Consider the following 25361-nt stretch of genomic DNA (forward strand, 5'->3'; position numbering starts at 1 on the left):
CATTTACTCTTTCGCTCTTTAACCATGAACCGCAGAGACTTTGTAAAACAATCGGCCCTGACAACCGCGGGAACCCTGCTGATTCCGCATTTTCTGAAAGCCTACGAAACGCAGGCGATGGGTCAACTGACCGGATCGAACGGCAAGATTCTGGTGATCGTGCAACTGTCGGGGGGTAATGATGGCCTGAATACGGTTGTCCCCTACCGCAATGATATTTACTACCGCGAGCGGCCAACGATTGCTATTCGTCCCGAGAAAGTGCTGCCGTTGACCGACGAAATCGGTATTCATCCGGCAATGGGTCCGCTGAAAGCGCTGTATGACGATGGATTGCTGACGGTGATTAATAACGTGGGGTATCCCAATCCGGACCGGTCGCATTTTCGCTCGATGGACATCTGGCAAACTGCCAGCGATTCGGACCAGTACCTGCGTACGGGTTGGATTGGGCGTTATCTGGATGCTGCCTGTGCCGGAAAAGAACAGCAGCCGTTCCGAACGATAGAGGTCGATGACACGCTTAGCCTTGCGCTGAAAGGAAACAGCCTGAACGGAATGGCTGTCCTGGACCCTAAAAAGCTGTATACTCAGACGCGCAGCGGGCTGGTGACGAAACTGAGCCGCGATCATCACGACGAGCCGGAACCGGTTGCCTATCTCTACAAAACGCTGGCCGAAACGGTTTCGTCGGCTGAGTACGTGTATGACAAGGCCAGGATACAGCACACGCCAGCTACCTATCCGAACCATGAACTGGGCAACCGGCTCAAAACCGTCTCCCAGTTTATTCAGTCGGGCGTCGGAACGAGCGTTTACTACATCTCGATCAGTGGTTTCGATACGCACATCAACCAGCCGGGTCAGCAGGAGCGACTACTGGGGCAATATGCCGAAGCTGTTGGCGCATTTATGACTGACCTGAAAGCGGCCGGGCGACAAAATGATGTCATGCTGATGACGTTCTCGGAGTTTGGTCGGCGGGTGAAGCAGAACGCCAGTAACGGGACCGACCACGGAACGGCCAATAACGTGTTTCTAATCGGTGGCGGTTTACCGTCGCGCCGGGTGCTGAACGAAGCGCCTGATCTGACTAAATTAACCGATGGTGACCTAACGTATTCCGTTGATTTTCGTCAGATTTATGCTACGCTGCTTCGTGACTATCTGGGTACGGATGATGTAGCGATTCTCGGGCGAAAATTTGAACCGCTGAAGATCGTTTGAGAAGGCTGGTCACAATAGGTAGCAACCCGAGTTTTGTCGTCCTGGTTACTTACGATAATATTTCACGCGCTTACCATAAAAGTCTGCGCTAAACTGCGTTACTTCGCAAAGAGTCAATTTGTATTATTCTGAATGGTAGGTATTATTATGGGGAGCCTCTCGGACCGTAAGGTCATGCAGGAGGCTGCCGAGATTTTAACCACGTTGGGTGTGGTATGGGAGATGGACATCGTTTCGGCGCACCGTACACCCGAAAAAATGGTTGATTACGCGAAAACAGCCCGTGACCGGGGTTTGCGGGTCATTATTGCCGGGGCGGGTGGCGCGGCTCATCTGCCTGGTATGGTAGCGTCATTGACTACATTGCCCGTAATCGGTGTGCCTGTCAAATCGAGCAATTCCATCGATGGTTGGGATTCTGTCCTGTCAATCTTACAGATGCCGGCTGGCGTTCCTGTGGCCACAATGGCCCTCGACGGCGCGCGTAACGCAGGTATTCTGGCTGCGCAAATTATTGGCAGTGCCGATGAACGGGTTTCTCAAAAGCTGACGCAGTTTAAAGAAGAATTGAAAGAAAAAGTGGCTGAGATGAGCCGCCAGCTGACTACGCCCTAATTAATACATGCTCAATGGAAACTGATAATCAAACGACAAATCCACGTCCGACCGGAAGCTCCGGTTTGCCCGCTCTTACGCTCATTGTACTGGTCGGCCTGATCGCGGCTTTGCTTTATGTTGGTTATGAATATATTTCCGACGATACCAATGGCTCCGATGAACTGACGAACGTTGCCCTCGACACAACCTCTCAGCAACCAATTGCGCAGGAAAATGGGGACATGCTGATGGCACCTGAGGAAGTGGATACCTCCTCACAGCCCGCTCCGGTCGATCTGTCGCAGGCGGCTCCCCCTGCCGATGCGCCCGAAGCCAATACGCTGGCTGAAGAGGTTGCCGAAGGAAATCGGGAAACGACCGCTGGTAAACCCGGACCAAACGAAAAGGCAACCGTGGTGAAACCGGCCGCTGAGAAACCGGACGTAGTCAAAAAAGAAGAGAAACCAACGGTCGAAAAACCGAAAGAAGAGGTTGCAACCGAAAAGCCCAAAGCGGAGAAACCGAAAGAAGAGGTTGCAACCGAAAAGCCTAAAATAACCCCCGGTGGCTTGTCAAGGGCGTACACCGTTGGATCGGGAGAAACCTTTTATGGCGTAGCCAACCGCTACAACATGAAGGTGAGTACGCTGAAAGAGCTAAACCCCAATGTATCGGAAAGCGATGTGAAGGCGGGCGTTACGAAACTGAACGTGAAAGTAATGGCGGTTCATACTGTTGGACCGGGTGATGTACTGCGTGTAATAGCCCAGAAGTATGGTGTAAGTAAGGAAGCTATCATGCGGGCCAACAAACGAGATAAAGACATCGCCACGCGGGGCGAACGACTGATTATCCCATTCCCGGAAAAGAAATAATGTAGAGACCGCACCGGCGGACCGGCAATCCATTATTTTTTCTCATAGACCAGCCCCACCGTAAAGCGGAGGTCGTTATTCTGGCGGCCGGGAACGACCAGGCTTTCGTACGCATTCGCCAGTGTTGTTCGCAGACTGGTTGTTGCGGTTAGTTTTACCTGAACACTGGCACTGGCATTCCAACGGATATTGTACTGACCTAATGCGGGTTGATAAAATGTCGTATGGGTAACTGTCCAGCGGTCGTGATCGAACGTGTACTCGCCATAGAGCCGTAGCGAATTTCGGAAAATGTTGATGTCATTCAGTTCCAGAAAGTCGGTGTATTCCTGCATCAGAACGTCCGTGATGGAAATGTAAGCCCGCTTCTGGTTCAGCACTTTAAAGCCCGCTCCACTCGCAACGGTCCACCGATGGTTGATCTGTCGCAAATTACTTCGCTCGTAAGACCCAAAAGCCAGATAGTATAGCCGTTTTTCGTGTCGGTACGTCGTTCGTAGATCGCCAAACCACTCGCGTTCGGCCAGTAGTCCATTCTGCTTTCCGTAGACGAACGATGGATTGCTGGACAGTTTGAAATAATTGCTAAGCTGGTAATCGACAGAACTGGCCAATTGCAATAAAGCCCGCTCGACGTTACCGGATGTGATTGTGCCATCGGCCGCGAAGCGGTACCGGAAGAGGGGCGTTGGTGGGACGGGCGCTGCTTTAGCTGTATCCTTACGGCCGGTTATGGCCTTGCTTGAGTCGGTCTTGCTCGTGCTGATAGAGTCTGGTGTTGAGGGTCGTAACGGATCGGGCTGCTCCACGATCTGGGAAAAAGCCCTAAAATGAAAGACACAGGTACTGAAGATAAGAATAAAGACGTGAGCTATTTTCACGGTATGTTGCGTTGGTAAGGGGCGCAACTTAGGAAAAAAGTATAGATTTGACCGATGGCCGACTGGCCTATTTATCGAATAGCCTTCACTCAATCAGTAGCTACATGATCCGCTGGGGAATCTTAGGACCGGGCCGCATCGCCCATAAATTTGCGCAGGATTTGCTGACACTGCCCGATGCACAACTATACGCTGTCGCTTCGTCCAGTCAGCAACGTGCCGATGAATTTGCGCAACAGTATGGCGCTGAACATGCGTTCGGAACCTATGAAGACCTATTAACGCTACCCGATCTGGATGTGGTTTATATCGCTACTCCGCACACACAACACCACGAAAATACCATGCTGTTGTTGAACGGTGGCGTGGCAGTGTTGGGGGAGAAACCCTTTGCCATGAACAGCGAGCAGGTGCGCGAGATGGTGGAAACCGCCCGATCGAAAGGGATTTTTTTGATGGAAGCCCTCTGGAGCCGGTTCATGCCCGGCATTGTGAAAGCACTGGAACTAACGCAGTCGGGCGCGATCGGTAAGGTTGTTTCGGTAAAAGCTGACTTCGGCTTCAAAGCGGAGTTCTCCCCCGAAGGCCGACTGTTCAACAAAGCACTGGGCGGTGGAGCCTTGCTCGATATTGGTATTTATCCGCTTTTTCTGTCTTATCTGTTGCTCGGAAAACCGAAGTCGATCAAGGCATCAGCCGTATTTGGCCAAACCGGGGTCGATGAGCAGTGCGGTATGGTGCTGACGTATGAGGCTGGACAGTTAGCCCTGTTGGATTGCACGTTACAGGCAAAAACCGATTGTGTTGGTGTCATTCAGGGCGAGTCGGGTCAGATTCGCATCCATAGTCGTTTTCACGAAACGAAAGGCGTAACGCTTCTGATCGACGGGCAGGAACCGGTCGAGTTTGATTTTGATCGGAGCACGCACGGCTATGACTTTGAAGCACAACACGTGATGGACTGTCTGACCGAAGGCCGGACCGAAAGTAACAGTTGGTCGCTTGACGACAGCCTGAATCTCATGGAACTGCTGGACGCGATCCGGGCCGAAACGGGTATCGTTTATTAGACTTGTGTAACGCGGGAGGAAACCAGCGACCTTTGACATCGCTGGTTTCCTCCCGCGTTACATCGAAAACATTGGTTCCTGAGAGGGAAGGGGCCGGCGTTTTTTCAGTCTTTTTGTCCCGCTCTTCCCATTCCTCCTTACCTTTGTGGCATGACCGATCGTTACGCCCAACGCGGAGTTTCCGCCAGTAAAGAAGATGTTCACAACGCCATAGCCCAGCTCGACAAGGGATTATTTCCCAAGGCGTTTTGCAAAATCGTGCCCGATACGCTGGCTGGCGATCCGGAGTATTGCACCATCATGCATGCTGACGGAGCTGGAACAAAATCATCGCTGGCCTACCTGTACTGGCGCGAAACGGGTGATCTGAGCGTCTGGCGGGGTATTGCCCAGGATGCGGTCGTCATGAATACTGACGACCTGATCTGCGTTGGTGCCACTGGTCCCATGCTGCTATCGTCGACCATCGGGCGTAACAAAAACCTGATTCCGGGTGAAGTGATTGCCGAACTTATCAATGGTACGGAAGAGGTGTTGCAGATGCTTCGCGACCACGGCATTGAGATCTACAGCACGGGTGGTGAAACCGCCGATGTCGGTGATCTGGTTCGCACGGTTATTGTCGATAGCACGGTCATTGCCCGGATGCGACGCGATCAGGTCATCAGTAATGATCGTATCCAGGCGGGTGATGTCATTGTCGGACTCGCTTCATTCGGCCAGTCAACCTACGAAACAACCTACAACGGCGGCATGGGTAGCAATGGGCTTACGTCGGCCCGGCATGATGTGCTGGCTCATTACCTTGCTGACAACTACCCGGAAAGTTTTGACCCGGCAATTGATCGAAATCTTATCTATAGCGGATCGAAACGACTAACGGACACCATCGCCGTCGGTACTGGCGAGACGGTGACGGTCGGTCAACTGATTCTGTCGCCCACGCGTACGTACGCACCCGTCGTCAAAATGCTTCTCAATGAGTTGCGCCCATACATTCATGGTATGGTGCATTGTTCGGGTGGTGCACAGACCAAGGTGCTTCATTTTATCGATGATCTGCACGTTATAAAAGATAATCTGTTCCCGGTTCCGCCTTTGTTTCAGCTCATTCAGCAGGAGAGCGGTACGAGCTGGCAGGAGATGTATAAAGTCTTCAATATGGGGCACCGGTTGGAAGTATATCTGCCCGAAAATGTCGCTCAGCGTGTTATCGATGTGGCAAACTCATTTGGCATTGCTGCTCAATTAATTGGCCGCGTGGAGGCTTATAGCGGCAAGCGAGTCACCATAAATTCGGATCAGGGTACTTTTTTGTATTAGATTTCTTGTAAACTTCCGGTAAGTAGCTAGATTGCAATTCGTAGTGACACTGCGAATTGTTCTATCTTGCCATGAAGGTATCGGTTACGATTCTTTTGCTGTTGCTCTGTCAGCTTGCTAGTGGGCAAGTGACGCCCTTTAGCGCCAGATGGAGTTTTGAAGGGAGTGATGCCGGTAGCTCATCCAATAGCCTGATTGCTGTTTCGGATGTCAGCTACGCGGGTGGGGTGAGGCCATTGCCCGTTAATCCTTATACATCAGGCTACGCGGGGTTGGGTGTAAACGTACAATACTGGTCGACAACCCTTTGTAACCAAACACAGTACGTCGAATTTACGGTGAGACCGCTTGGCACGGCCCAGCTCACCATAACCTCGTTGACATTTGCCTTTTCCCGTTCCGCGAGTGGACCCCAGGACTTGAGCGTTCGATCCAGCGTTGACGGGTTCAGCAGTGACATTTATGCCCAGGGTACCTCAACGAACTACCAGATGGCATCAGTGGGATTAAGTAATCCGGGTTTCAGTGGCCAGACGAATTCGATAACGTTTCGCATTTACGCCTGCAATCCCACCGCCAGTAATACCGTCCTTCATCTGGACGAGATTGCCATCAACGGCCAGGCGCTACCCATTATGCTTGTGTCTTTTGTGGCCAAACCCCAGGGCGAGCAGGTGCAGTTGAGCTGGGAGACGACCTGGGAACGCAACGCTGATTACTTTGCGATTCAACGTAGCCCGGACTTGGGTGAATTCGTCACGCTGGGGCGGGTTACTGCCAACGGGAATACCGACCGGCGCCAGCACTACGGCTTCACGGACCAACGCCCGCTGGATGGGGTCAATTACTATCGACTGAGGCAGGTTGATGTGAATGGTCAGCTGGCTGATTCTAGGCCCGTTTCCGTTGCGATGAACGAGTTGACGCCTTCCCTTGAGTTGCTGGGCAACCCGGTAGATGACCAGCGAATTCTTATTGCGGTGCGGAATATGGCCAACGCTGTCTATACCCTTACGATCCTGACCGGTCAGCAGTGGCCAGTGAATGTTGAGCCTCGGCCTGATGGTTCGATGCTTGTACTCCCTGTTCAGCCACTTCCCGCTGGTATGTATATGCTACGGGCTCACAGCGGTCCAAAGCAATTGGTGCAGAAAATAGTGGTGCGATAAACTAGATGAGCCACCGTATCGTGTTGCCTTGCAATTACAGAATGCGCTCATCTTCTGAACGAGTTGCCAGTCGGGTTTAGACGCGTTCTGCGAAGGCGGGTGAGAAAGAAGCAAGAAGCCTTTTTCAGACTTCATAGAAGCGTAAATTATTCCCGTCGGTCACACGAGCTATGCATTGGTTCATTAGTTTTGGGTAACGAACGGTTACCGACGCATGCGTAGGCTTTTCCCAGAAATCAGTCGGTTAATCTTTTGGCTCAATTCGTTATCTAACAAACAAATGCTAAAAGAACCAGTACTTATGAACCGTTGGTTGCGCTTGTCTTTCCTACTGTGGCTAACGCTGGGGTTATCCTTTCTGGCCCATGCCCAGTTGCCGAAAGGATATACCCTTGGTGATGCTGTAGCCGATTTCCAATTGAAGAACGTTGATGGGCGAACGATATCACTAGCCGACTACCGGCCTCAGAAGGGGTTGATCGTTGTTTTTACCAGTAATCACTGTCCTTTTTCGAAAGCCTACGAAGATCGTCTGATTGCCATCGACCGTCGATTTTCCGCACAGAACTATCCGGTGTTGGCGATTATGTCGAACGATCCGACCGCTTACGAAGATGACTCCTTCGAAAATATGAAAAGCCGCGCTCGCGACAAAGGCTACTCGTATGCCTATGCAATTGACGAAACGCAGCGCGTTGCCAAGGCGTTTGGCGCTACCCGAACGCCGGAGGTCTATGTGTTGAAGCAAACGAATGGACAATTTATCATCGAATACGTCGGCACTATTGACGACAGCCCACAGGATGGGGCCAATGTGCAACGTCGCTATGTAGAAGAAGCTGTTACTAGCCTGTTGGCTGGTCGTCCCGTTCAGTCGCCCCTCACCAAGCCCATTGGCTGTGCCATTAAATGGAAAAATTAGCCGATTACAAACCTAAAGGTATGTGAAGGTAAAGTCAGTTGCGCTTTCGTCGTATTCACGTTTTGGCACATCATTTGCCAATCCGGTTTGTGACAATCAAACTACACTTACGTATTATGAAAAAGACTCAACTGGGTTTTTCCCAACTCAAACACATCGCCGGAACGATTATGCTTGTTGGATCGCTGGCCCTTCTACAAGCTTGTGGTACAGACAACAAAAAAGAGTCACGTACGGAAGACGCTTTAGAAAGAACGGGTGATGCCGTTGAAGCAGATACAAAAGAAGCCACTGCCGAAACGCGGGAAGATTTAAAAGAAGCGGGTGACAAAGTAGACGCTAAAACAGACGAAGCTGCTGCTGACTTTAAACGTGAACGTGACGAAGCTGTGGCTAAAATGAACATTCAGAAGGATAAATTAGACGCTAAAATCGATGGATTGCGCGCCGATATGAAGCGTGAAGGAGCACAGGCAAAAGCTGAATCGAAAGAGCAATTGGCTAAACTCGAAGACGAGCGTAAGGAATTAGGCAACGACATCGACAAAGCGAAGAACGCGACTGCTGACGCTTGGAAGGATATAAAAACCGGGTTCAAACGGGCCGGCCGCGAAGTAGGCGATGCCTTCGACAGAGCAGGCGACAAACTGGATAACGATAAAAACTAAGCTAAACAAAGGTTTACTTGGTAGTACAAAAACGCCGGTCACTAGTGTGGTCGGCGTTTTTTGTTGGGGAATTGTGGGGTAATTCTTCCACAAACGGGTAAGCCACAAGCATGAACAAATTGCCGAATAAAAAATATAGTTAGCTATCTACATAAGCTTACCGGTACAAATCTGCTGGTAGAATTGATTGACAGCCGCTGAGTGAATGTTCTTTTCGTGATGCTGAAAAAACATCTTACACCATATTTAGGAGAACATCGATGTAAAAGAATAGTCTTCTACAGGATTAAGTCAGGTCGTCTTTTTATATACTTCGGTGAGCAGGTGCGCCGTTTACAGACATTCAACAAGTAAAGTCAACTATCTAAGAGCCAATCTGCTTGTATTCGAACGAGGAAAATTGTTATTTTGCGGGCTAAATTGTACGTATAAAGCGAAATGTCTGTCATTAACAAGATCAGAGAACGTTCAGGACTGGCCGTAGGCATTATCGCCGTCAGCCTGATTCTGTTCATTGTGGGGGGGGATTTGCTCGGCGGCCGTAGTTTGCTGTTCGGCGGGAACCAACAGGAGGTCGGTGAGATTGCTGGCCAATCCATTGATTATCAAGAATTCAATGCCAAAGTAGACGAACTTCGGGCACAGTTTGAGCAGCAATCGGGCCGGGCTCCGGCTGAGCAGGATATGGCTCAGCTTCGCGAACAAGCCTGGAATCAACTGCTGTTCGAAATCGCTTATCAGAAAGAGTTTGATAAACTCGGCCTGAAAGTATCGCCCGAAGAGCTGGTCGACATGGTTCAGGGCAATAACATCAGCCCAGCCGTACGTCAGGCATTCACGAATCCCCAGACGGGCGTATTCGATAAAAGTACGATTATCAATTACCTCAAAGGCTTGAAAAACCTGCCCCCACAGCAGCAGGCTGCCTGGGCAAGTTTTGAGAAGAACCTGAGCTCTGACCGGCTGCGTGAAAAATACGAAGGGCTGATGCGTCTATCTGTATTTGCTACAACCGCCGAAGCGCAAAAAGAGTATCAGGCTCAAAATTCAAAAGCGGACATCAAGTTCCTGTTCGTGCCTTACTACACTATCAATGACACGACGGTGAAAGTGACGGATTCGCAGTTGCAGGACTATCTGAACAAGCACAAAGATGAGTATCCGGGTGTGAACACGCGTTCGCTTCAGTACGTAACATTCTCGGTCGCGCCCTCTAAAGACGATAGCGCAGCGCTCTACAACCAGATCAAATCGCTTGCGCGTGGCCTGGGTGCGGCTCAAAACGATTCCGCGTTTGCGCTTCAAAATAGCGACGTTCGTGTTCCCCTGTATATCACGGCGGGTGAAATGCCCGAACAACTCCGGGCCTCTATCCCAACATTCTCGCCGGGCGGTATTTATGGTCCTTTCCGCGAAGGAAATACCTACTTCATTTATAAGTACGGTGGTTCTAAGAAAGACACCAGCTTTACGGCTCGTGCCAGCCATATCCTGATCCGTCCAACTGCACAGACCGATTCGGCTAAATCCGAAGCACGTCGTCGGGCCGAGGGTATTCTGCAACAGATTCAGGGTGGTGCCAGCTTTGAAGCATTGGCGCAGACCAATAGTGCCGATGGATCAGCCCAAAACGGTGGCGATCTTGGTTACTTCAAAAATAATGGACAAATGGTGAAGCCATTTGAGTCGGCTGTTTTCGGGGCTTCATCGGCGGGCCTGATCCCACGTATCGTAGAAACCGATTTCGGCTACCATATCATCAAGGTAACGCAGCCTAAGACTGATGTACTGTATCGGATTGCAGCCATTGGTAAAACAATTGCGCCAAGCCAGACGACGCGTGACGAAGCCCTGCGCAAAGCCGATCAGTTTGCCTCTGACGTACACACGAAGGAAGAATTCGATGCTAAAGTGAAGGAAGACAAGTCAATAGTCGTCGCTACTGCTGACCGGGTTCCTGAAAACGCCAGTAACATTAACGCGCTGGCCGACGCTCGTTCGGTTGTACGGTGGGCGTTTGACGATAAGACAGACCTTAATTCTGTATCTGAGCCATTCGAAATCGGTGATCAGTATGTTATTGCTGTCTTGACGAACAAAACGAATAAGGACGACGTAAAGGTTGAGGACTACCGCACGGAACTGACGGCTAAAGTTCGTAATGAGATTAAAGGTGAGCAAATCATCAGCAAGCTGGGCAATGCCAGCGGCACACTCGAATCGATTGCGCAGAAATACGGTGCAGGTGCGCTGGTTGAAACCGCCGAAGACGTTAATCTGGCAAACGGATTTCTCCGCAGTGCTGGGGTCGATCCTATTGCGTTAGGTAAGGCGTTTGGTCTTAAGCCTGGCAAACGGTCCAAGCCATTTGCGGGTGATGGTGGCGTGCTGATGGTTGAGACGACCCGCTTAACGCCTGCTCCAGCTATCGCTGATTATGCGCTTTATAAAACGCAGATTCAGCAAAATACGGCATCGCGTATTGGATTCTATATTAACGAAGCCATCAAAGAAGCGGCCAAGGTAGAAGATCGCCGGGCTAAGTTTTATTAAGCACTGCTTTTACAACCCACCAAAAGAGGCCCAGTCCGTTACGGATTGGGCCTCTTTTGGTATTGCTCTAGGAACCTACAGAACACAGGCTGATATGGTTGAGCCTATTTCTAGATCTCGACTTCAACGTTGATCGAACTTATACGTTAACCTGCTGATCCAAATAAGCCACCATTTTGGTCAATGCCTGCGACCGATGACTTATTTTGTTCTTCTCATCCATGCTCATTTCGGCGAAGGTGCGATCATATCCATCGGGCAAGAAAATCGGATCGTACCCGAAGCCGCCTATGCCACGTGGTTCCAGTAAAATCTGTCCGTCGACTACTCCGTCAAACTGGTGCTCAACCGGTCCGGCGTTCCGGTCGTGTAGAAGCAGCGTAAAGACGGTAATAAAGCGTGCCTTTCGATCAGTAGTTCCGTCCAGATTGGCTAACAGCTTTTTTATATTAGCAGCCGCGTCCCGACTGCCGGAATAAAACGCACTGTCTACTCCTGGCTCACCGTTCAGCGCAGCTACTTCCAGTCCCGAATCATCGGCAAAGCAGGAAACGCCGAAGTGGGTCCACACATAATCTGCCTTCTGGCGTGAGTTACCGGGAATCGTACCCGACGTTTCCGGTAGCTCGTCCGTACAGCCAATAGCGCTGAGCGTTTTCAGGTGGAAAGCACCACCCAGTCGGGCCGATACTTCCTCGAGTTTGTGTTGGTTATTTGTTGCAAAGCAAAGCTCCATAAGAAAAAGAAAAGCCGTTCGCAGGTAAAACTACGAACGGCTTTTCTAAGAAACGAAAAATAATGCGGCTGATTAACGACCAGGCTGTGGCATTCCCTGCGGCATGCCTGGCTGAGGGGCCTGTCCTTTCTGAATGTCGATCAGGTCAATATCGAACAACAACACCGAATTTGGTGGAATGCCCTGGTTACCGCGTGGACCGTAAGCAAGCGCCGAAGGAATGATAAGCGTCGCCTTCTCGCCTTTGTGCATTTTCATGACACCTTCTTCCCAACCCGGAATCACCTGACCGACACCAACCGGGAATTGTACCGGCTTTCCACCCGCCTGCGGGTTTGTTTTTGAACTATCGAATACTTTCCCGTCCAGCAGTTTGCCCGTGTAATGCACCTGCACTACATCACCACGCGAAGGTGTACGACCATCACCCGGTTGGGTAACAACGTAATAAACACCTGACTCTGTTTTCTGAGCCTTGCCACCTAAACCGTTCTTGGTAATATAATCCTGTATAATTTTGGCATCGACCCCCTTCTGTTTTTCGAAGTCAGCGGCCTGCGTCTTTTTGTATTCCTCTTCTGACTGCACATTCATTACCTTCACCGCAATGCCGATGTCCGTACCTTTCTGAACACCCGGAGGCAGAGGTTGCATTGCCCGTGTGAACAACGAATCGGCGCTAACATAAAATGTTGCGCTGTCGCCCTTGCCAAGCAAGGTTAGCCCTTCTTCGTAACTACCTTTAAAAGGAGGTACCTGCAACAGCATCTGGAAAGGAGCCCCTTCTTTATGCGTATCGCGCAGAATGGAGTCTTTGTTGTTAAGCAGGGTTAGGTGCAACGTCATGATGTCGCCAACTTTACCTTTGCGAGGGCTATCGGCCTGCTTGTGAATTTTGTACTTCAGGCCGTTTTCCGTTACCTGAACGCGGTTCTTACCGCAGGCCGCTACTACAGCGACAATCAGAGCGGCTTTCCCGAAATTTTTAAAAGACATGTGAAAATACTGGTTTATACTGAGAATGAGTTCGTAGTTTGTTTTCGTTTAACGTTTATGGCTGTCGATAACTACAAACAACAAACCATGAACAATGCGGTAAGGCTTAAACAGTTTTCAGCAATTGCTGCTGATACTGAGGCAGGATGGATAACAACTTCTGTTCGGTTTCGGCAAGGGACAATTTAGAGCGCCCACCAGCGGCATTCCGGTGACCTCCGCCGTTGAAATGGTTGCTGACCAGATCACGGACTGAGAAATCACCAATAGAACGAAACGAAAGCCGGATTTCTTCATTGCGATCGATCAAAATCGCGGCCATAACAACCCCATCGACGGATAAGGCGTAATTGACCATGCCTTCTGTATCACCCGTTTTAGAACGGTATTGCTTCAACTCAGCATCGGTCAGTGTGATGTACGCAAATTTGTACTCCGGGATTACCTTCAGCTTTTCGTTCAGAATATAGCCGAGGAGCCTAAATTTATTGAGTGATACGTTGTCGAAAATTCGGCGGTGAATACTGCTGACATCAATCTTGAGATCCAGCAGTTGCGCGGCCATCCGATGAACATTGCCAGTTGTATTCGAGTGGCGGAATGAACCTGTGTCGGTCATCAGGCCAGCGTATAAACACTCCGCTATTGGAATATCCAGCAGGTCTTTGTCGCCTAGCTCGACAATGAGCCGAAACACCAGCTCGGCCGTAGCGGCAGCCGTTGGGTCCCAAAGAGCCAGATCGGCAAATGATTCAGGTTCCAGGTGGTGGTCGATCAATATTTTCCGGGCCCGCGACTGCCGGACCATGGGAGCCAGATCGCGGATACGGTCCAGACTCGAAAAATCAAGACAGAAAATAACATCGGCTTCCTCCATCAGCTGGGCTACCGTTACCCGAACTTTCTCGTCAAAAGCAATAACACCGTCATTGCCTGACATCCAATGCAGGTTTTGTCCGTAGTCGGTAGGCGTTACGACCGTAACGTGATGGCCTTTTTTGCGTAAGTAACCCGCCAGTCCCAGAGACGATCCCATTGCATCTGCGTCAGGATTCTGGTGAGTGGTAATCAGTACAGTTTGCGCGGAAACACCGGTTGGGTTCCCGATAACTGCACCAATCGCTTCAATATCTTGCATAAACAAACAGCCGAAGCCGTAATCGAAACTCAAAAGTACGAATAATTTGGATATCAGCGGGCTAATCGACCTACACAGCATATCAGGTAAACTGCTTACCTTTACGCCTAACCCGCGCAGGGCGGCCCGCGAAGGGTAACTAAAATTTGGATTCAGAAAATTACCAATGGCTACGAACCAGACGTTCACCATGATTAAGCCCGACGCCGTAGAAGGCGGGCATACCGGTGCAATTATCAAACTGATTGAAGAAGCGGGCTTCCGTATCGTCGCAATCAAAAAGACACAGCTCACACCCGAGCGCGCCGGTCAATTTTATGCCGTGCATCGCGAACGGCCGTTTTACAACAACCTGCGCACGTACATGTCGTCAGGTACTATCGTGCCAATGATTCTGGAAAAAGAGAATGCGGTGGCCGACTTTCGTAAGCTGATCGGTGCGACAAACCCAGAGCAGGCCGAAGAGGGAACGATTCGCAAGCTGTACGCAAAATCCATCGAAGCAAACGCTATTCACGGGTCTGATTCCGACGAGAACGCGGCTATCGAAGGCAGTTTCTTCTTTGCTGCGACCGAACAATTCTAAGGTAGACCGGGATTACGCAGATTTGAGGATTTACAGAATTCAGCTTTCAGGAGAAAAAGTCTGACGAAGTTTGATACATTCTCAAATCTGCGCAATCCCGGTTCTCGCATTCTTCTCGTAGTATTTACAAAAATCCCGTAAGGCGCATATGTTGCACTTGGGGGTGCGGGCTACGCACACGTATCGTCCGTGAAGAATAAGCCAATGGTGCGCTTTAGGAACGTATTGTTTCGGGATATAAGCCATGAGCGCCTTCTCGACAGCGAGCGGAGTAGTAGCCGTTAGAGGGGCCAGCCCTAACCGATGCGAGACGCGAAAGACGTGCGTGTCAACAGCCATCGTTGGTTCGTTGTAGACCACCGATAAGATTACGTGGGCTGTTTTGCGACCAACACCGGGCAGCGTCTGTAATTCCTCAACCGTTGCCGGAATCTCCCCGCCGAATCGTTCCATTAACGCCGTTGCCATGCCCACCAAATGCTTTGCCTTGTTGTTGGGGTACGACACGCTACGGATGTAGGTGAACGCTTCATCCGCCGATGCAGCGGCTAATGATTCCGGTTCCGGAAAGCGCTGAAAGAGAGCGGGCGTAATCTGGTTGATTCGCTTATCCGTACACTGAGCCGACAAAATGACCGCCACCAGCAACTCATAGGGGTTGCCGAAGTTCAGTTCTGTTTTGGGCTCTGGATAATGCTGGGTAAAGTAATCGAGGAACCGCTGAAAGCGTTCTTTCTTCTGCATAAACAGAGGACATCAGCAGATAGCTAACTCACCGAAGGCCAAAATAGGCAAACGAGAAGCTAGCTATCTGCTCATGTCTTAGGTACTGACAAGCTCACAGGCGCTCTACGAATGTCGCAGACGGGCGGGCGGGTTTGCCGGGTGATGTTTTGAGTAATTCAGAATTGTCTGAACGGTACTTGTTCGGGGCTGACGTTCAATTTTGTTCAGCAAGGCCCGCATTTCGAGGGCTTCGAGAAAGAACGTCATCAAGTCCGGTTCAGACATCATTGCGTCTTCGATAAGCAGGCTTTCCTCGGCGGAAGTCTCCTCATAGACATACCGGATTACATCATCTTGGGTAAATGTTTTTATCATAACTCAGCGAACGTTTGCTCAGTTGCTTGCGCAGATTAATCAGCGCATAACGCATACGTCCCAAAGCTGTGTTGATGCTGACTCCGGTTGCATCGGCAATCTCCTGGAAACTCATTTCCTCGTAGTGCCGCATGATAAGCACCTGACGCTGTTGTTCCGGCAATCGCTGAATCAGTTCGCGCAAATGCTCGTGTGTTTCCTGGCGAATTTGGAGGGATTCGACAGAATCCTCAGCAAACTCAAGCGTATTAAACACACTGCTTCCGTCTTCAAACACCACACTGGGGTAGCGTTTATCTTTTCGGAAATAGTCAATTGCCAAGTTGTGAGCGATGCGGATAATCCAAGGTAGAAATTTTCCCTCCTCGTTATATTTACCAGACTTAAGGGTGTCCACCGCTTTGATAAAGGTGTCCTGCATTAAATCTTCGGCCACATATTGATCTTTAACGATCAGATAAATGGTAGTGTAAATCTTCGATTTGTGCCGTTGCACTAATTTTGCAAAGGCTTTTTCATTACCACGGATATACAGGGAAATCAACTCACTGTCGTTTACCTGGGCTTTTTCCATTTTCAGTAAGACAATTAGGTAACGTAGAGCAGTGTTCCGATAGTGTGTGCTGGGGTTATGTTTTTTGTAAATCCGTATAATGCCGATACCAAAGTAAAGCGTTTAAAGGCTCATTTGCAAATGAATAGTCCAAAAAATTTATCAAACGACTCGTAATCTTTGGGAAATTTTAACGATTCAATAAAAAACAGGCTTCGACGAAAATTTTTAGGCCAATCTGTTTATTTGGAGAAAATATTGGACTTACGTAAGGATGTATGGTATAGATTCTTTTTAAGGGCGCCCCGTTTAATTTGAGTGAGAAAAAAAGTAGATATCTATTTTATGGTGAGTACATACGAGTTCGGAAAACGTATAATCAAGTGGTAAAGGCTAGTGTAAAAATGAAGTTTTTTTTAGGATAAAGGCTTGATTATCTGCCTTTCGTATTTACTTTTAGCCTACTTAGAAGTGGGGATTCAGTTTGGGTGGTGAGCGATGAGAAGTTTAATGATCTGGATTGTGTTGGTCAGTCTTGTTGAGCCGTGTCTGGCACAAACACGACCCCTATTGCCTGATCTTAATTTTGACCGTCAGGGTGATTATCAATACATGGACAGCCTCCGTACGCTAGGTCATCGGTATATACGAACTACGGAACGGTTACCTCATACGCTACATAACGATACGATCCAGCTGGAAGGGTTGCGTTATATGGCGATCGTATTTAAGCAATGGCGTAATGATACGAGCGATAGTAGCCTCTTTTACGCAACAAAATTGGTTCATCAGGCACAAATTCGTCGCAATACGCTCTATCTAGTCCGGGGGCTAATGTTAGAAGAGTACTATTATCGTGTTCGAAAGAACGACTATCCTAAAGCCCTGCAAATTAACCAGCGCGCGTCCATACTTTGTAGTGGATTACATAAAGCCAATTCTCCTCTTTGGCAGGTGCAAATGAACATGGGTGGTATTCACGTGCTGCTACGAGACTATCCAAGAGCTTTGCAAAGCTATCAGGCTTCGCTGGCGCTCCTGCCACAGAACACGCTTGTTTCCAAACAGAATCGTAAACTGCTCATGGCACAGGTGGTCATGCAGATTGGGGACATTTATGAACGGCAGCAAAAATTTGACGCAGCCCGTAGTCAATTTGAAGAGAGCCGTCGCCTAAACCGGGAGACGACTTCGCTGACGAATAGTATTTATGCTGATGATCGGCTGGGTGACTTCTATACCACGCGCCACCAGCCCGAAAAAGCGATCCCTTACTATCAAGAATCGCTGGTAGGGTGGAAGCAGTTGAATAATCCGGTTGGTGAAGCATCGGTGTGGGCACGTCTGGCAGAGTGCTATGTGCAAACGGGTAATGTAGCCTTGGCTATTTCGTATGGTGAACAAGCTATGGACGTTGCCAAGCGTCAGGACAATCTACGCATACGGCAAATGGCCAGCCAGGCTCTGTATCATGCTTACCGGGCCGACAAGCAACCGGAGAAAGCGTTGGCCCAACTTGAAGAGTTCAATGTAGTTAGAGATAGCCTTACTAAGCAGAAGCGGATTGATGAAACGCTGGCCTTACAAAATGAATATGCCATTCGTTTGGTACGGGAGGAGGCAGAGAAGCGGCAGTTAATCCAGCATCAGGAGCTGATGGATGTTCGTCGCCAGTCCGAAATTGCCCGGTTACGGGCAGAAGCAGAACGCGAACAGATTGCGGGCGAAAACCGGATGAATCAACTTCGTCAGCGGATTGAGACGGAACGGTTGCGGGCTGATTCGCAACGGAGCCGGCTTGAACAGCGGGGCCGCATCGAGTCGCTGAGTCACACCATCGAGCAGGCATCCCTGATGCGCTTATTTCTGGTATGCATGTTAGCCATGTTGCTTATTTTTTTCGCGGTCTATTATCGGAAAAGTCGGCTTATTGCTCATCAGAAACAGGAAATTGAAGGGCTGAATCGAGGGTTGGAAGGAAAAGTAACCGAGCGAACGGCTGAGTTAAAACTGGCCAACGATCAGCTGCGTGCCAAGAATCGGGAAATCGAGGATGCGTTGTTGCGTGGCCAAACGCTTGAACGAAAGCGCATGGCTGCTGACCTGCACGATAGTCTCGGTGGTCTGCTGGCTGCGATAAAAGTAAGCCTGTCGGCGTTGAATCCAACGCAACTGCCAGAGCGGGAACAGCAAATTTATCGAAACCTGCTTGGAATGACTAAAGAAGCCTTTGCCGAGGTGCGTTACCTATCGCATAACTTACAGCCCGACGAACTGGAAAAACAGGGTTTATCGGAAGCTTTGGCACGATTAGTCAACAAACTCAACGCATCGCAGCAGGTTGCGTTCCAGCTGGATAATGAACAGCTTCCCCGGCTGGACAAAGCGATAGAGTTTAATCTATATTCGATCTGTATTGAGCTGTGTAGTAATATTTTACGCCATTCGGAGGCAACCGAAGCCGACATTATTTTTCGACGCTTTCCAACCGAACTGAACATGATCGTGAAGGACAACGGTTGCGGTATGGACCCTGCTGACGCTACAGGTATGGGTTTGCGCAACATTCAGGCGCGCATGGATGCCATCCGGGGACGCTATGAAGTACATTCGGGTGAAAACGAGGGTACTACGTTCATTTTTATCCTGCCGGCATCGTCCGATGTGGCCTCCTCATTTCCGGTATGAGAAGGCAGGCTGATGATTCGTTGTTCCAGTCAATGACCGTTCGACCGAAAAACAAGGTGTATCTGGTAGCATCTTCTTACTTTCGGCCTATCGCTTTTTAACCGGTATGCCTCGCCTTTCAGTACGCTTCATTCTCAATCTATTTCTGTTTCCAGTCGGTGCACTGGCACAAACGATAACTACGGTTCCCAATACCGCACAGACGGACGCTATTCAGGTTGATTCGACCCGGCTGGACGCGACGGGCACGGACAAACAATCCGTTATTTTTGCACCGGCTAAAAAGCGGGTAATTATTCAGGCTACCGAAATTCACGATCGGCTGAAAATTGACGGTCATCTGGATGAAGCGGTCTGGCAGCGGGCCAAACCCATCCGAAAGTTTACCCAGGTCGATCCGAAGCAAGGACGCCCCGCATCATTCGATACCGATGTTCGGGTACTGTACAACCGAAATTTCCTGTACATAGCCGCGATCAACCGCGATTTACTGGGCCGGAGAGCACTCCGTGTTCCAAACTTCAAGCGTGATTTTTCAGCGCAGGCGCACGATTTATTCAGTGTGTCGATCGATGGGTTCAATGACCAGCGCAACGCAATGGCCTTTGCCACAAATCCCTATGGCACTCAGCGCGATTTGCTATCGTTCGATGATTTTCTGTACGATACGGACTGGGATGGCCTTTGGAAAGTACGCACAAGCCGGACTGATTCGGGCTGGGTAGCCGAGATACAGATTCCCTGGCAGACATTACGATATGCCCAGTCGACGGATTCTACCCAGTCGTGGGGCATTAATTTCCTGCGAAACCGGCGTTATTCAAACGAGATCTCGGCCTGGTCACCTTTTCCAAGAGCGTTCACGGCAACCCGAATGGCTTATGCGGGCTTGATCACGGGTCTTAAGCCACCGCCACCATCGCCCAATATCCGCGTTCAACCTTATGTACTTTTTGCCGACGACCGCTATAACGGCACTGAAGTAGGAATACGTCAGAACGCTAAGGTCAAAATTGGGGGCGATCTGAAATGGGCCATCAATCCCAATACGGTTCTGGACGTGACCTTAAACACCGATTTTGCGCAGGCCGATGTAGACCGACAGGTCAATAACCTGACTCGGTTTTCGGTGCTGTTTCCCGAACGTCGGGCCTTTTTTCTGGAGAACGCCAGTTTGTTTGGGGCCGGTTTGCCCGGTAATACGAACACGGGCGAGGGCGGAAGTATGGTTATCCAGCCATTCTTTAGCCGGACGATCGGATTGGCTAACCTGCCCGACGGGACTAGTACACCCGTTCCGATCGATGCCGGGGCCAGACTGGTCTATCGGTCGCTGAACCGGAATTATGGGGGAATGTATATCCGGCAACGGGGTATTCCCGGCAGCCCGGCTACGGATTTTGCGGTGGGGCGTTACGTCGAAAACGTTGGTAAGCAGAATCGGATTGGGGGCCTGTTTGCGCTTAAGAACGTACACGATGGCGATGGTATCGACGGCCATCAGAACGGCACAGTTGCTATCGATGGCTTTTTCAGACTAGGGCAGTCTCTTTCGTACAGCGCCATGATCATTGGTTCGCTGACGTCAGGGGCTAGTCAGCAGGGGATGGCCGCTTACAGTCAGTTTATGTACCGTTCTAATCAACTTGTCGGCTGGTTGACACAGTCAATTGTGACAAAGAGCTTCAATCCTGAGATGGGTTTCGTTTCCAGGAGCGATGTCATCACGACGACCCCCGGTTTTTATCTGGTCAATCGGTCAAAATGGCTGCCGAAGTGGGTGCGCAATTTCGAGCCTGGGTTCTTCGTCGAGCTTTATCACAAAGCCTCTACCGGCTACTTGCAGGAAGCGCAATACAATGCGAACCCGATCTGGCTGACCTTTCAGAACGGAGGGAATTTTGGCTTGTTCGTGAATCCGTCCTTCCAACGCCTGGACGACGGTGATTATCGCCCGTTGAGTCTTAACATCGCATCGGGAAACTATCGGTATACGCGTTACCAGGCTATGTTCAGCAGCGATCCGTCGAAGAAAATATCGTACCAATTCATGGGTGAAACAGGGCGTTATTACGATGGGCGGCTTAATTATGGCCGGGCCTCGCTTATTCTGGCACCCATACCGCACGCGGCCTTTACGATGAATGCGGAAGTAAACGAGTTCGACAATGTCGGTCAATACTCCGGAACGATCAAGCTCTACAGCGTGGAAAGTCGGCTGGCGGTGAACCCACGGTTGCAATTGATTAGCTTTTTCCAGCGGAATACCTACACTGATAAGAACGTCTGGAATATTCGGCTTGCCTGGGAGTTTCAACCGCTGTCGTTCCTGTATATCGTGTATAATCACGGAACCTATGCCGGATCGATTCGGGCAATGGATCGCCAGCAGGAGCAGCACATTATCGGCAAACTATCTTATCTGAAGCAGTTTTGACGAACGATTTCTAACCGGAAAAATAAAAGCCACTCCAGATTAAGGAGTGGCTTTTGTGTTGATTGCAGGCTATATACGGCTCTATCGCCGTCCGCGGCCACCACGCCGGTTTTCACCTTTGGCAGCTGTACCTTCTTTACCCCGCGACGAAGAGCGAGACTGATTGTTATTGCGTCGACTGGATTGACCCGACTGACGACCAGCTTTGGAGTCCTGAACGTGACCGGCTTTATCGCTGACCAGCGCAAAGTCCATGCTCCGGCGGCCAAGATTCGTTTCCTTCACCCGAACCTCTACCTGATCGCCAAACGTGTACATCTTTTTGCTGCGTTGCCCAACAATACGGTAGTTGTCCTTATCGAACTCGTAGAAATCATCGCTCAGGTCCTGCATCCGAACAAGTCCCTCACAGCTGTTCTCCGTAATTTCGACAAAAATACCGAATTCGGTAACCCCCGAGATCACACCAGCAAACGTCCGATCCGGTTCCATGCGACTCATGAACTCAACTTGTTTGTATTTGACGCTGGCTCGTTCGGCATCAGCGGCCATTTTTTCGCGGGCCGATGCGTGTTTGCACTGATCTTCCAGTAAGTCACGTTCCGCCGGTTTTCCCTTATCCAGGTAATGTTGCAACAAGCGGTGAGCCATCATATCCGGATAGCGTCGAATCGGTGAGGTGAAATGCGAGTAGCGCCGGAACGCCAGACCAAAGTGGCCTAAATCTTCCGTGCTATACCGCGCTTTTGACATGGTCCGCACCGCAAGTTGCTGAAGCATATTTGCTTCGGGTTTCCCTTCGATGCTGGCCATAAACCGGTTCATCGAGTTCGACAGGTGATCGTCATCCAGCTTAAGCTTATAGCCCAACCGTCCGGCAAAATCAGCGAATTGCTGTAGCTTCTGATCATCAGGTCCTTCGTGAACCCGGTACACCATCGTGTTTTCTTCTCCGCCCTTATTGCGTTTGGATAACGAATGGACGAATTCCGCTACGCGTTTATTGGCCAGCAGCATAAACTCTTCAATGAGTTTATTAGTATCCTGCCGGAGTTTCGGGTAAACTGACAAAGGCACGCCGTTCTCGTCTAGTTTGAACCGTACCTCAACCGTCTCGAAGTTGATCGCGCCGTGTTTGAAACGCTCGTCGCGCAGTTTATACGCTAGTTCGTTCAGTAGCTGAAGTTCAGCCAGATAATCGCCCTTGCTGTTGTTGAGGATTTCCTGCGCTTCTTCGTACGAAAAACGACGGTTCGAGTGAGTCGCTGTACGCCCGAACCATTCGTTCACGATTTTAGCATCGGGCGTTAGCTCAAATACCGCCGAGAACGTGAGTTTATCCTCATTTGGCCGTAGCGAGCACAACCCGTTCGACAATTTTTCGGGAAGCATCGGCACAACGCGATCGACCAGATAAACCGATGTCGCGCGTTTGAACGCTTCTTCTTCCAGCTTTGAGCCGGGTTTGACGTAGTTTGTAACATCGGCAATGTGCACGCCAATTTCGTAGTTGCCATTGTCGAGCATCTGTACCGACAAGGCATCATCGAAGTCCTTCGCGTCGACGGGATCGATGGTGAAGGTGGTCACGTCGCGCATGTCGCGCCGTTTCGCCAGATCTTTTTTCAGGATTTTTGTCGGAATGGCTTCGGCTTCCTGTTCCACATCCTCCGGGAAATGAATCGGCAGACCAAATTCCGCCAGAATCGCGTGCATCTCCGTATTGTTCTGCCCCGCTACGCCCAACACGGTAACGACTTCGCCTTCAAAGCGTTGTTTGCTGCTGTGCGGGTCCGGATATTTCACCAGACGTACGATAACTTTGTCGCCGTCGTTGGCGGCACCCAGTTTTTCTTTTGGAATGAAAATGTCATCGTAAATCTTTTTGCTGTCGGGGATAACGAAGCCGTAGGTCGGCCATACCTCGATACGCCCAACAAGCTCCGTACGACCACGCTCAATGATATTAGCTACTTTACCCTCGATCCGGCGTCGCGAACGTCCGCCCGATTCATTGCGCGAGTCAGCAAAGCGGACTACGCGCACCTTGTCGCCATCAACGGCTCCGGCAAGGTCTTCGGTCGATACCCATATGTCGTCGTTGCGGTCGCCCCTCGTACCAGTGAGCGAGGTAGGAATAACAAAGGCAAAGCGCGAGTTGACGTGATCAACGACACCCTCCGTAAGATTCGCATCTTCATCGCTCTGGTAACTGCCGTCGGGATGACGGACCAGCGTACCCTCGTCGGTGAGCTCGCCCAGCAGGCCATGTACGAGCAATTTCATTTTCCGGTCAAACACGTCGAAGTGCTCAAGCACCTGTTCCTGCGTAAATGACTCCTTGTCGTTGATCTGAAAAAACGCCATCAGGTCGTTTTTCAACTCATCCAGGTACGAATCAGCCTGTATAATTGGCCTGGCCTTGCCGGATTGTTTGTCGAGGCCCTTTTCCCGCGAGCGAGACGGAGTCGAACTACCTGTCGTGGGCCGGCTCTTTCCCGACCGGGCTCCATCAGGCTTACTATATTTATTCTGTTTTGGTTTTTCGTTCTTCATGTAAAATGCTCGGCTGAATCAGCGAGCGAAAATGGTTAAACACAGAGCAGACCGGGCGCTTCACAGAGTGTACAGAGACGTCTGCCCCCCGTTTGTCCTCTTTTCTCTGTGTTTGATAATCCGTCAGTCACTCATGACTATATGCTCGTCGGCCACGAGCGGGGCACCTACCATGCGCATGTATACCTGCACGAGCATGACCATTGAGTCGCGCGCATACTGCTCGATGCGGGGCCAATCGTGATCTCGGTAGTAAACGTCGCTAGTGCGGTCGCCCATCCATTCGAGTGGGCGCGTTGGTACATTTAGTACGGCTGCCAGCAGATCGAGCGGCACAAAATGCCGCTTATCGCCAAACTGCCATTGTTCGAGGGTGTCCTTGTGTAGAATTTCCCACGGTTTTTTGCCCGAAATCTGTAAAGCGGGTGGCAATGGCAACCCATTGACCATCAACCGTCGGCACAGATAAGGAAAATCAAATTCCTTGCCATTATGGGCGCAGAACGTCAATTCGCCGGGTGGGTAGCGGTTGACAATGGTTAGAAACTCCTGTAAAATAGCTCCCTCATCGTCGTTACTCAATACTTTGACCTTCAGATGCGGCTTGTCATCGTCGTCAAAAAATAAGCCGCCAACACCAATGCAGATAATTTTTCCAAACTCGGCAAACGAAGAAGCCCGACGGTCGTACCAGCCAGCAGCCGAAAGCTCTTCTTCGCTTTTAAAATAACGGCTTTTTTCTTCCCATTGCCGCTGCAAGCGTGGTTCTACTGACAATAGCGACGGCTCACCGGCTACTGTTTTGAGGTCGATAAACAGAAAGTTTTTTAGACGACGTTTCCAGGAGACGGCTTGGGGCATAGAAAGCGATTAAGAAATTTATTCATGCAAAATTCCTTCCAGACCCAGCGCCGGCACCGTAACAAGGTGTTCTTCGATAATACTGTCTGGCACGAAGATAAACTTTTTGTCAAAAATCTGATCGCCGATGAAGTAGCTGACCCAGTACTCGTTATTCAAATGAAAAACGTCGGGCATAATGGACTCAACAACCTCATACGCGTTTGGTTTGATCTCGACGAAGAAGTGCCGTAATGTTGATGTTTTTTGCTCTTCATCCTTTAATTGACCGTATCCCTTCGACGTAACGAATACGGTTGTGATGGGCACTTCGTTCTGATTGATCAAAAATACCTGCCAATCATACGTCCCAACTTCATTCTTTTTCCGGGCAATGACTATCTGTACGCCCTCGACGGGCAAAAAATTAATGTCTTTTTTCATG

Annotated in this window: 22 protein-coding genes; 12 read left to right on the forward strand and 10 right to left on the reverse strand. The window is 50.1% G+C overall.

The window, feature by feature from the left end; translation table 11 throughout:
• Window positions 1–24: 24 nt before the first annotated feature.
• The 3 genes from GK091_RS01560 to GK091_RS01570 all read left to right on the forward strand — a co-directional run bounded on the left by GK091_RS01560 (window position 25) and on the right by GK091_RS01570 (window position 2699).
• Complete coding sequence (locus GK091_RS01560; RefSeq protein ID WP_164034875.1) at window positions 25–1227, forward strand: DUF1501 domain-containing protein; 1203 nt, start codon at window positions 25–27, stop codon at window positions 1225–1227.
• Window positions 1228–1359: 132 nt separating this feature from the next.
• Window positions 1360–1842 (forward strand): 5-(carboxyamino)imidazole ribonucleotide mutase, encoded by a 483-nt coding sequence (gene purE / locus GK091_RS01565; RefSeq protein ID WP_164034876.1) that lies wholly within the window; start codon window positions 1360–1362, stop codon window positions 1840–1842.
• A gap of 14 nt (window positions 1843–1856) precedes the next feature.
• Entirely contained in the window at window positions 1857–2699 is an 843-nt protein-coding gene (locus GK091_RS01570) for a LysM peptidoglycan-binding domain-containing protein (protein ID WP_164034877.1), read from the forward strand.
• Between the two features lie 32 nt (window positions 2700–2731).
• On the opposite strand, the gene GK091_RS01575 is transcribed toward GK091_RS01570, so the two are convergent.
• On the reverse strand, window positions 2732–3574 hold the full coding sequence (locus GK091_RS01575) for a DUF481 domain-containing protein (protein WP_317166311.1): 843 nt from the start codon (window positions 3572–3574) through the stop codon (window positions 2732–2734).
• Window positions 3575–3684: 110 nt separating this feature from the next.
• On the opposite strand from GK091_RS01575, the gene GK091_RS01580 reads away from it, so the two are divergent.
• The 6 genes from GK091_RS01580 to GK091_RS01605 all read left to right on the forward strand — a co-directional run bounded on the left by GK091_RS01580 (window position 3685) and on the right by GK091_RS01605 (window position 11285).
• Window positions 3685–4650, forward strand: coding sequence for a Gfo/Idh/MocA family protein (locus tag GK091_RS01580; RefSeq protein WP_164034878.1), 966 nt, complete (start codon window positions 3685–3687; stop codon window positions 4648–4650).
• Window positions 4651–4800: 150 nt separating this feature from the next.
• Window positions 4801–5973 (forward strand): AIR synthase related protein, encoded by a 1173-nt coding sequence (locus tag GK091_RS01585; protein WP_164034879.1) that lies wholly within the window; start codon window positions 4801–4803, stop codon window positions 5971–5973.
• Window positions 5974–6044: 71 nt separating this feature from the next.
• Window positions 6045–7142, forward strand: a complete 1098-nt coding sequence (locus GK091_RS01590; RefSeq protein WP_164034880.1) for a fibronectin type III domain-containing protein — start codon at window positions 6045–6047, stop codon at window positions 7140–7142.
• A gap of 301 nt (window positions 7143–7443) precedes the next feature.
• On the forward strand, window positions 7444–8064 hold the full coding sequence (locus GK091_RS01595) for a thioredoxin family protein (RefSeq protein WP_164034881.1): 621 nt from the start codon (window positions 7444–7446) through the stop codon (window positions 8062–8064).
• 116 nt (window positions 8065–8180) lie between these two features.
• Window positions 8181–8732, forward strand: a complete 552-nt coding sequence (locus tag GK091_RS01600; protein ID WP_164034882.1) for a sll1863 family stress response protein — start codon at window positions 8181–8183, stop codon at window positions 8730–8732.
• A 438-nt stretch (window positions 8733–9170) separates the two neighbouring features.
• Window positions 9171–11285, forward strand: coding sequence for a peptidylprolyl isomerase (locus GK091_RS01605; protein WP_164034883.1), 2115 nt, complete (start codon window positions 9171–9173; stop codon window positions 11283–11285).
• Window positions 11286–11424: 139 nt separating this feature from the next.
• Here the strand turns inward: GK091_RS01605 and rdgB are convergent, their stop codons facing one another.
• The 3 genes from rdgB to GK091_RS01620 all read right to left on the reverse strand — a co-directional run bounded on the left by rdgB (window position 11425) and on the right by GK091_RS01620 (window position 14155).
• Window positions 11425–12021 (reverse strand): RdgB/HAM1 family non-canonical purine NTP pyrophosphatase, encoded by a 597-nt coding sequence (gene rdgB / locus GK091_RS01610; protein ID WP_164034884.1) that lies wholly within the window; start codon window positions 12019–12021, stop codon window positions 11425–11427.
• Between the two features lie 72 nt (window positions 12022–12093).
• Complete coding sequence (locus GK091_RS01615; RefSeq protein ID WP_164034885.1) at window positions 12094–13017, reverse strand: FKBP-type peptidyl-prolyl cis-trans isomerase; 924 nt, start codon at window positions 13015–13017, stop codon at window positions 12094–12096.
• A gap of 106 nt (window positions 13018–13123) precedes the next feature.
• On the reverse strand, window positions 13124–14155 hold the full coding sequence (locus tag GK091_RS01620) for a DHH family phosphoesterase (protein ID WP_212592968.1): 1032 nt from the start codon (window positions 14153–14155) through the stop codon (window positions 13124–13126).
• Window positions 14156–14321: 166 nt separating this feature from the next.
• Here GK091_RS01620 and GK091_RS01625 point away from each other — a divergent pair, with 166 nt between their 5' ends.
• On the forward strand, window positions 14322–14741 hold the full coding sequence (locus GK091_RS01625; RefSeq protein WP_164034887.1) for a nucleoside-diphosphate kinase: 420 nt from the start codon (window positions 14322–14324) through the stop codon (window positions 14739–14741).
• Between the two features lie 81 nt (window positions 14742–14822).
• Here GK091_RS01625 and nth read toward each other — a convergent pair whose 3' ends face one another.
• From nth to GK091_RS01640, 3 genes are all read right to left on the reverse strand, one after another.
• Window positions 14823–15485 carry an endonuclease III gene (gene nth, locus GK091_RS01630; RefSeq protein WP_164034888.1) on the reverse strand — a complete coding sequence of 221 codons (663 nt, stop codon included), beginning with the start codon at window positions 15483–15485 and terminating at the stop codon, window positions 14823–14825.
• 105 nt (window positions 15486–15590) lie between these two features.
• The gene (locus GK091_RS01635; RefSeq protein ID WP_164034889.1) at window positions 15591–15842 is read right to left on the reverse strand and encodes a hypothetical protein; all 252 of its coding nucleotides are present in this window, start codon (window positions 15840–15842) and stop codon (window positions 15591–15593) included.
• The gene (locus GK091_RS01640) at window positions 15817–16416 is read right to left on the reverse strand and encodes an RNA polymerase sigma factor (protein ID WP_162389048.1); all 600 of its coding nucleotides are present in this window, start codon (window positions 16414–16416) and stop codon (window positions 15817–15819) included. The genes GK091_RS01635 and GK091_RS01640 overlap by 26 nt, the downstream gene beginning before the upstream one ends.
• A 549-nt stretch (window positions 16417–16965) precedes the next feature.
• Here GK091_RS01640 and GK091_RS01645 point away from each other — a divergent pair.
• Window positions 16966–19083, forward strand: coding sequence for a tetratricopeptide repeat-containing sensor histidine kinase (locus GK091_RS01645; RefSeq protein ID WP_246202114.1), 2118 nt, complete (start codon window positions 16966–16968; stop codon window positions 19081–19083).
• Between the two features lie 106 nt (window positions 19084–19189).
• The gene (locus GK091_RS01650) at window positions 19190–21520 is read left to right on the forward strand and encodes a carbohydrate binding family 9 domain-containing protein (RefSeq protein ID WP_164034891.1); all 2331 of its coding nucleotides are present in this window, start codon (window positions 19190–19192) and stop codon (window positions 21518–21520) included.
• A gap of 81 nt (window positions 21521–21601) precedes the next feature.
• Here GK091_RS01650 and rnr read toward each other — a convergent pair whose 3' ends face one another.
• The 3 genes from rnr to GK091_RS01665 form a co-directional block, all read right to left on the reverse strand.
• A complete protein-coding gene (gene rnr / locus GK091_RS01655) occupies window positions 21602–24076 on the reverse strand; it encodes a ribonuclease R (protein WP_164034892.1) in 2475 nt (824 codons plus the stop codon).
• 123 nt (window positions 24077–24199) lie between these two features.
• Window positions 24200–24937 carry a 3'-5' exonuclease gene (locus GK091_RS01660; protein ID WP_164034893.1) on the reverse strand — a complete coding sequence of 246 codons (738 nt, stop codon included), beginning with the start codon at window positions 24935–24937 and terminating at the stop codon, window positions 24200–24202.
• 18 nt (window positions 24938–24955) lie between these two features.
• The gene (locus tag GK091_RS01665) at window positions 24956–25360 is read right to left on the reverse strand and encodes a hypothetical protein (protein WP_164034894.1); all 405 of its coding nucleotides are present in this window, start codon (window positions 25358–25360) and stop codon (window positions 24956–24958) included.
• Between the last annotated feature and the right edge of the window lies 1 nt (window position 25361).

Source organism: Spirosoma agri, assembly GCF_010747415.1.
GTDB classification, from domain to species: domain Bacteria; phylum Bacteroidota; class Bacteroidia; order Cytophagales; family Spirosomataceae; genus Spirosoma; species Spirosoma agri.

Excerpts from the sequence above, each read along its gene's own strand:
- GK091_RS01605 (WP_164034883.1), top strand. The coding sequence starts at position 9,171 with ATGTCTGTCATTAACAAGATCAGAGAACGTTCAGGACTGGCCGTAGGC.
- GK091_RS01600 (WP_164034882.1), top strand. The coding sequence starts at position 8,181 with ATGAAAAAGACTCAACTGGGTTTTTCCCAACTCAAACACATCGCCGGA.
- GK091_RS01660 (WP_164034893.1), bottom strand. The coding sequence starts at position 24,937 with ATGCCCCAAGCCGTCTCCTGGAAACGTCGTCTAAAAAACTTTCTGTTT.
- GK091_RS01560 (WP_164034875.1), top strand. The coding sequence starts at position 25 with ATGAACCGCAGAGACTTTGTAAAACAATCGGCCCTGACAACCGCGGGA.
- GK091_RS01625 (WP_164034887.1), top strand. The coding sequence starts at position 14,322 with ATGGCTACGAACCAGACGTTCACCATGATTAAGCCCGACGCCGTAGAA.
- rdgB (WP_164034884.1), bottom strand. The coding sequence starts at position 12,021 with ATGGAGCTTTGCTTTGCAACAAATAACCAACACAAACTCGAGGAAGTA.
- GK091_RS01620 (WP_212592968.1), bottom strand. The coding sequence starts at position 14,155 with ATGCAAGATATTGAAGCGATTGGTGCAGTTATCGGGAACCCAACCGGT.
- GK091_RS01650 (WP_164034891.1), top strand. The coding sequence starts at position 19,190 with ATGCCTCGCCTTTCAGTACGCTTCATTCTCAATCTATTTCTGTTTCCA.
- GK091_RS01585 (WP_164034879.1), top strand. The coding sequence starts at position 4,801 with ATGACCGATCGTTACGCCCAACGCGGAGTTTCCGCCAGTAAAGAAGAT.
- nth (WP_164034888.1), bottom strand. The coding sequence starts at position 15,485 with ATGCAGAAGAAAGAACGCTTTCAGCGGTTCCTCGATTACTTTACCCAG.
- GK091_RS01590 (WP_164034880.1), top strand. The coding sequence starts at position 6,045 with ATGAAGGTATCGGTTACGATTCTTTTGCTGTTGCTCTGTCAGCTTGCT.
- GK091_RS01580 (WP_164034878.1), top strand. The coding sequence starts at position 3,685 with ATGATCCGCTGGGGAATCTTAGGACCGGGCCGCATCGCCCATAAATTT.
- GK091_RS01665 (WP_164034894.1), bottom strand. The coding sequence starts at position 25,360 with ATGAAAAAAGACATTAATTTTTTGCCCGTCGAGGGCGTACAGATAGTC.
- GK091_RS01635 (WP_164034889.1), bottom strand. The coding sequence starts at position 15,842 with ATGATAAAAACATTTACCCAAGATGATGTAATCCGGTATGTCTATGAG.
- GK091_RS01595 (WP_164034881.1), top strand. The coding sequence starts at position 7,444 with ATGAACCGTTGGTTGCGCTTGTCTTTCCTACTGTGGCTAACGCTGGGG.
- GK091_RS01615 (WP_164034885.1), bottom strand. The coding sequence starts at position 13,017 with ATGTCTTTTAAAAATTTCGGGAAAGCCGCTCTGATTGTCGCTGTAGTA.
- GK091_RS01570 (WP_164034877.1), top strand. The coding sequence starts at position 1,857 with ATGGAAACTGATAATCAAACGACAAATCCACGTCCGACCGGAAGCTCC.
- purE (WP_164034876.1), top strand. The coding sequence starts at position 1,360 with ATGGTAGGTATTATTATGGGGAGCCTCTCGGACCGTAAGGTCATGCAG.
- rnr (WP_164034892.1), bottom strand. The coding sequence starts at position 24,076 with ATGAAGAACGAAAAACCAAAACAGAATAAATATAGTAAGCCTGATGGA.
- GK091_RS01640 (WP_162389048.1), bottom strand. The coding sequence starts at position 16,416 with ATGGAAAAAGCCCAGGTAAACGACAGTGAGTTGATTTCCCTGTATATC.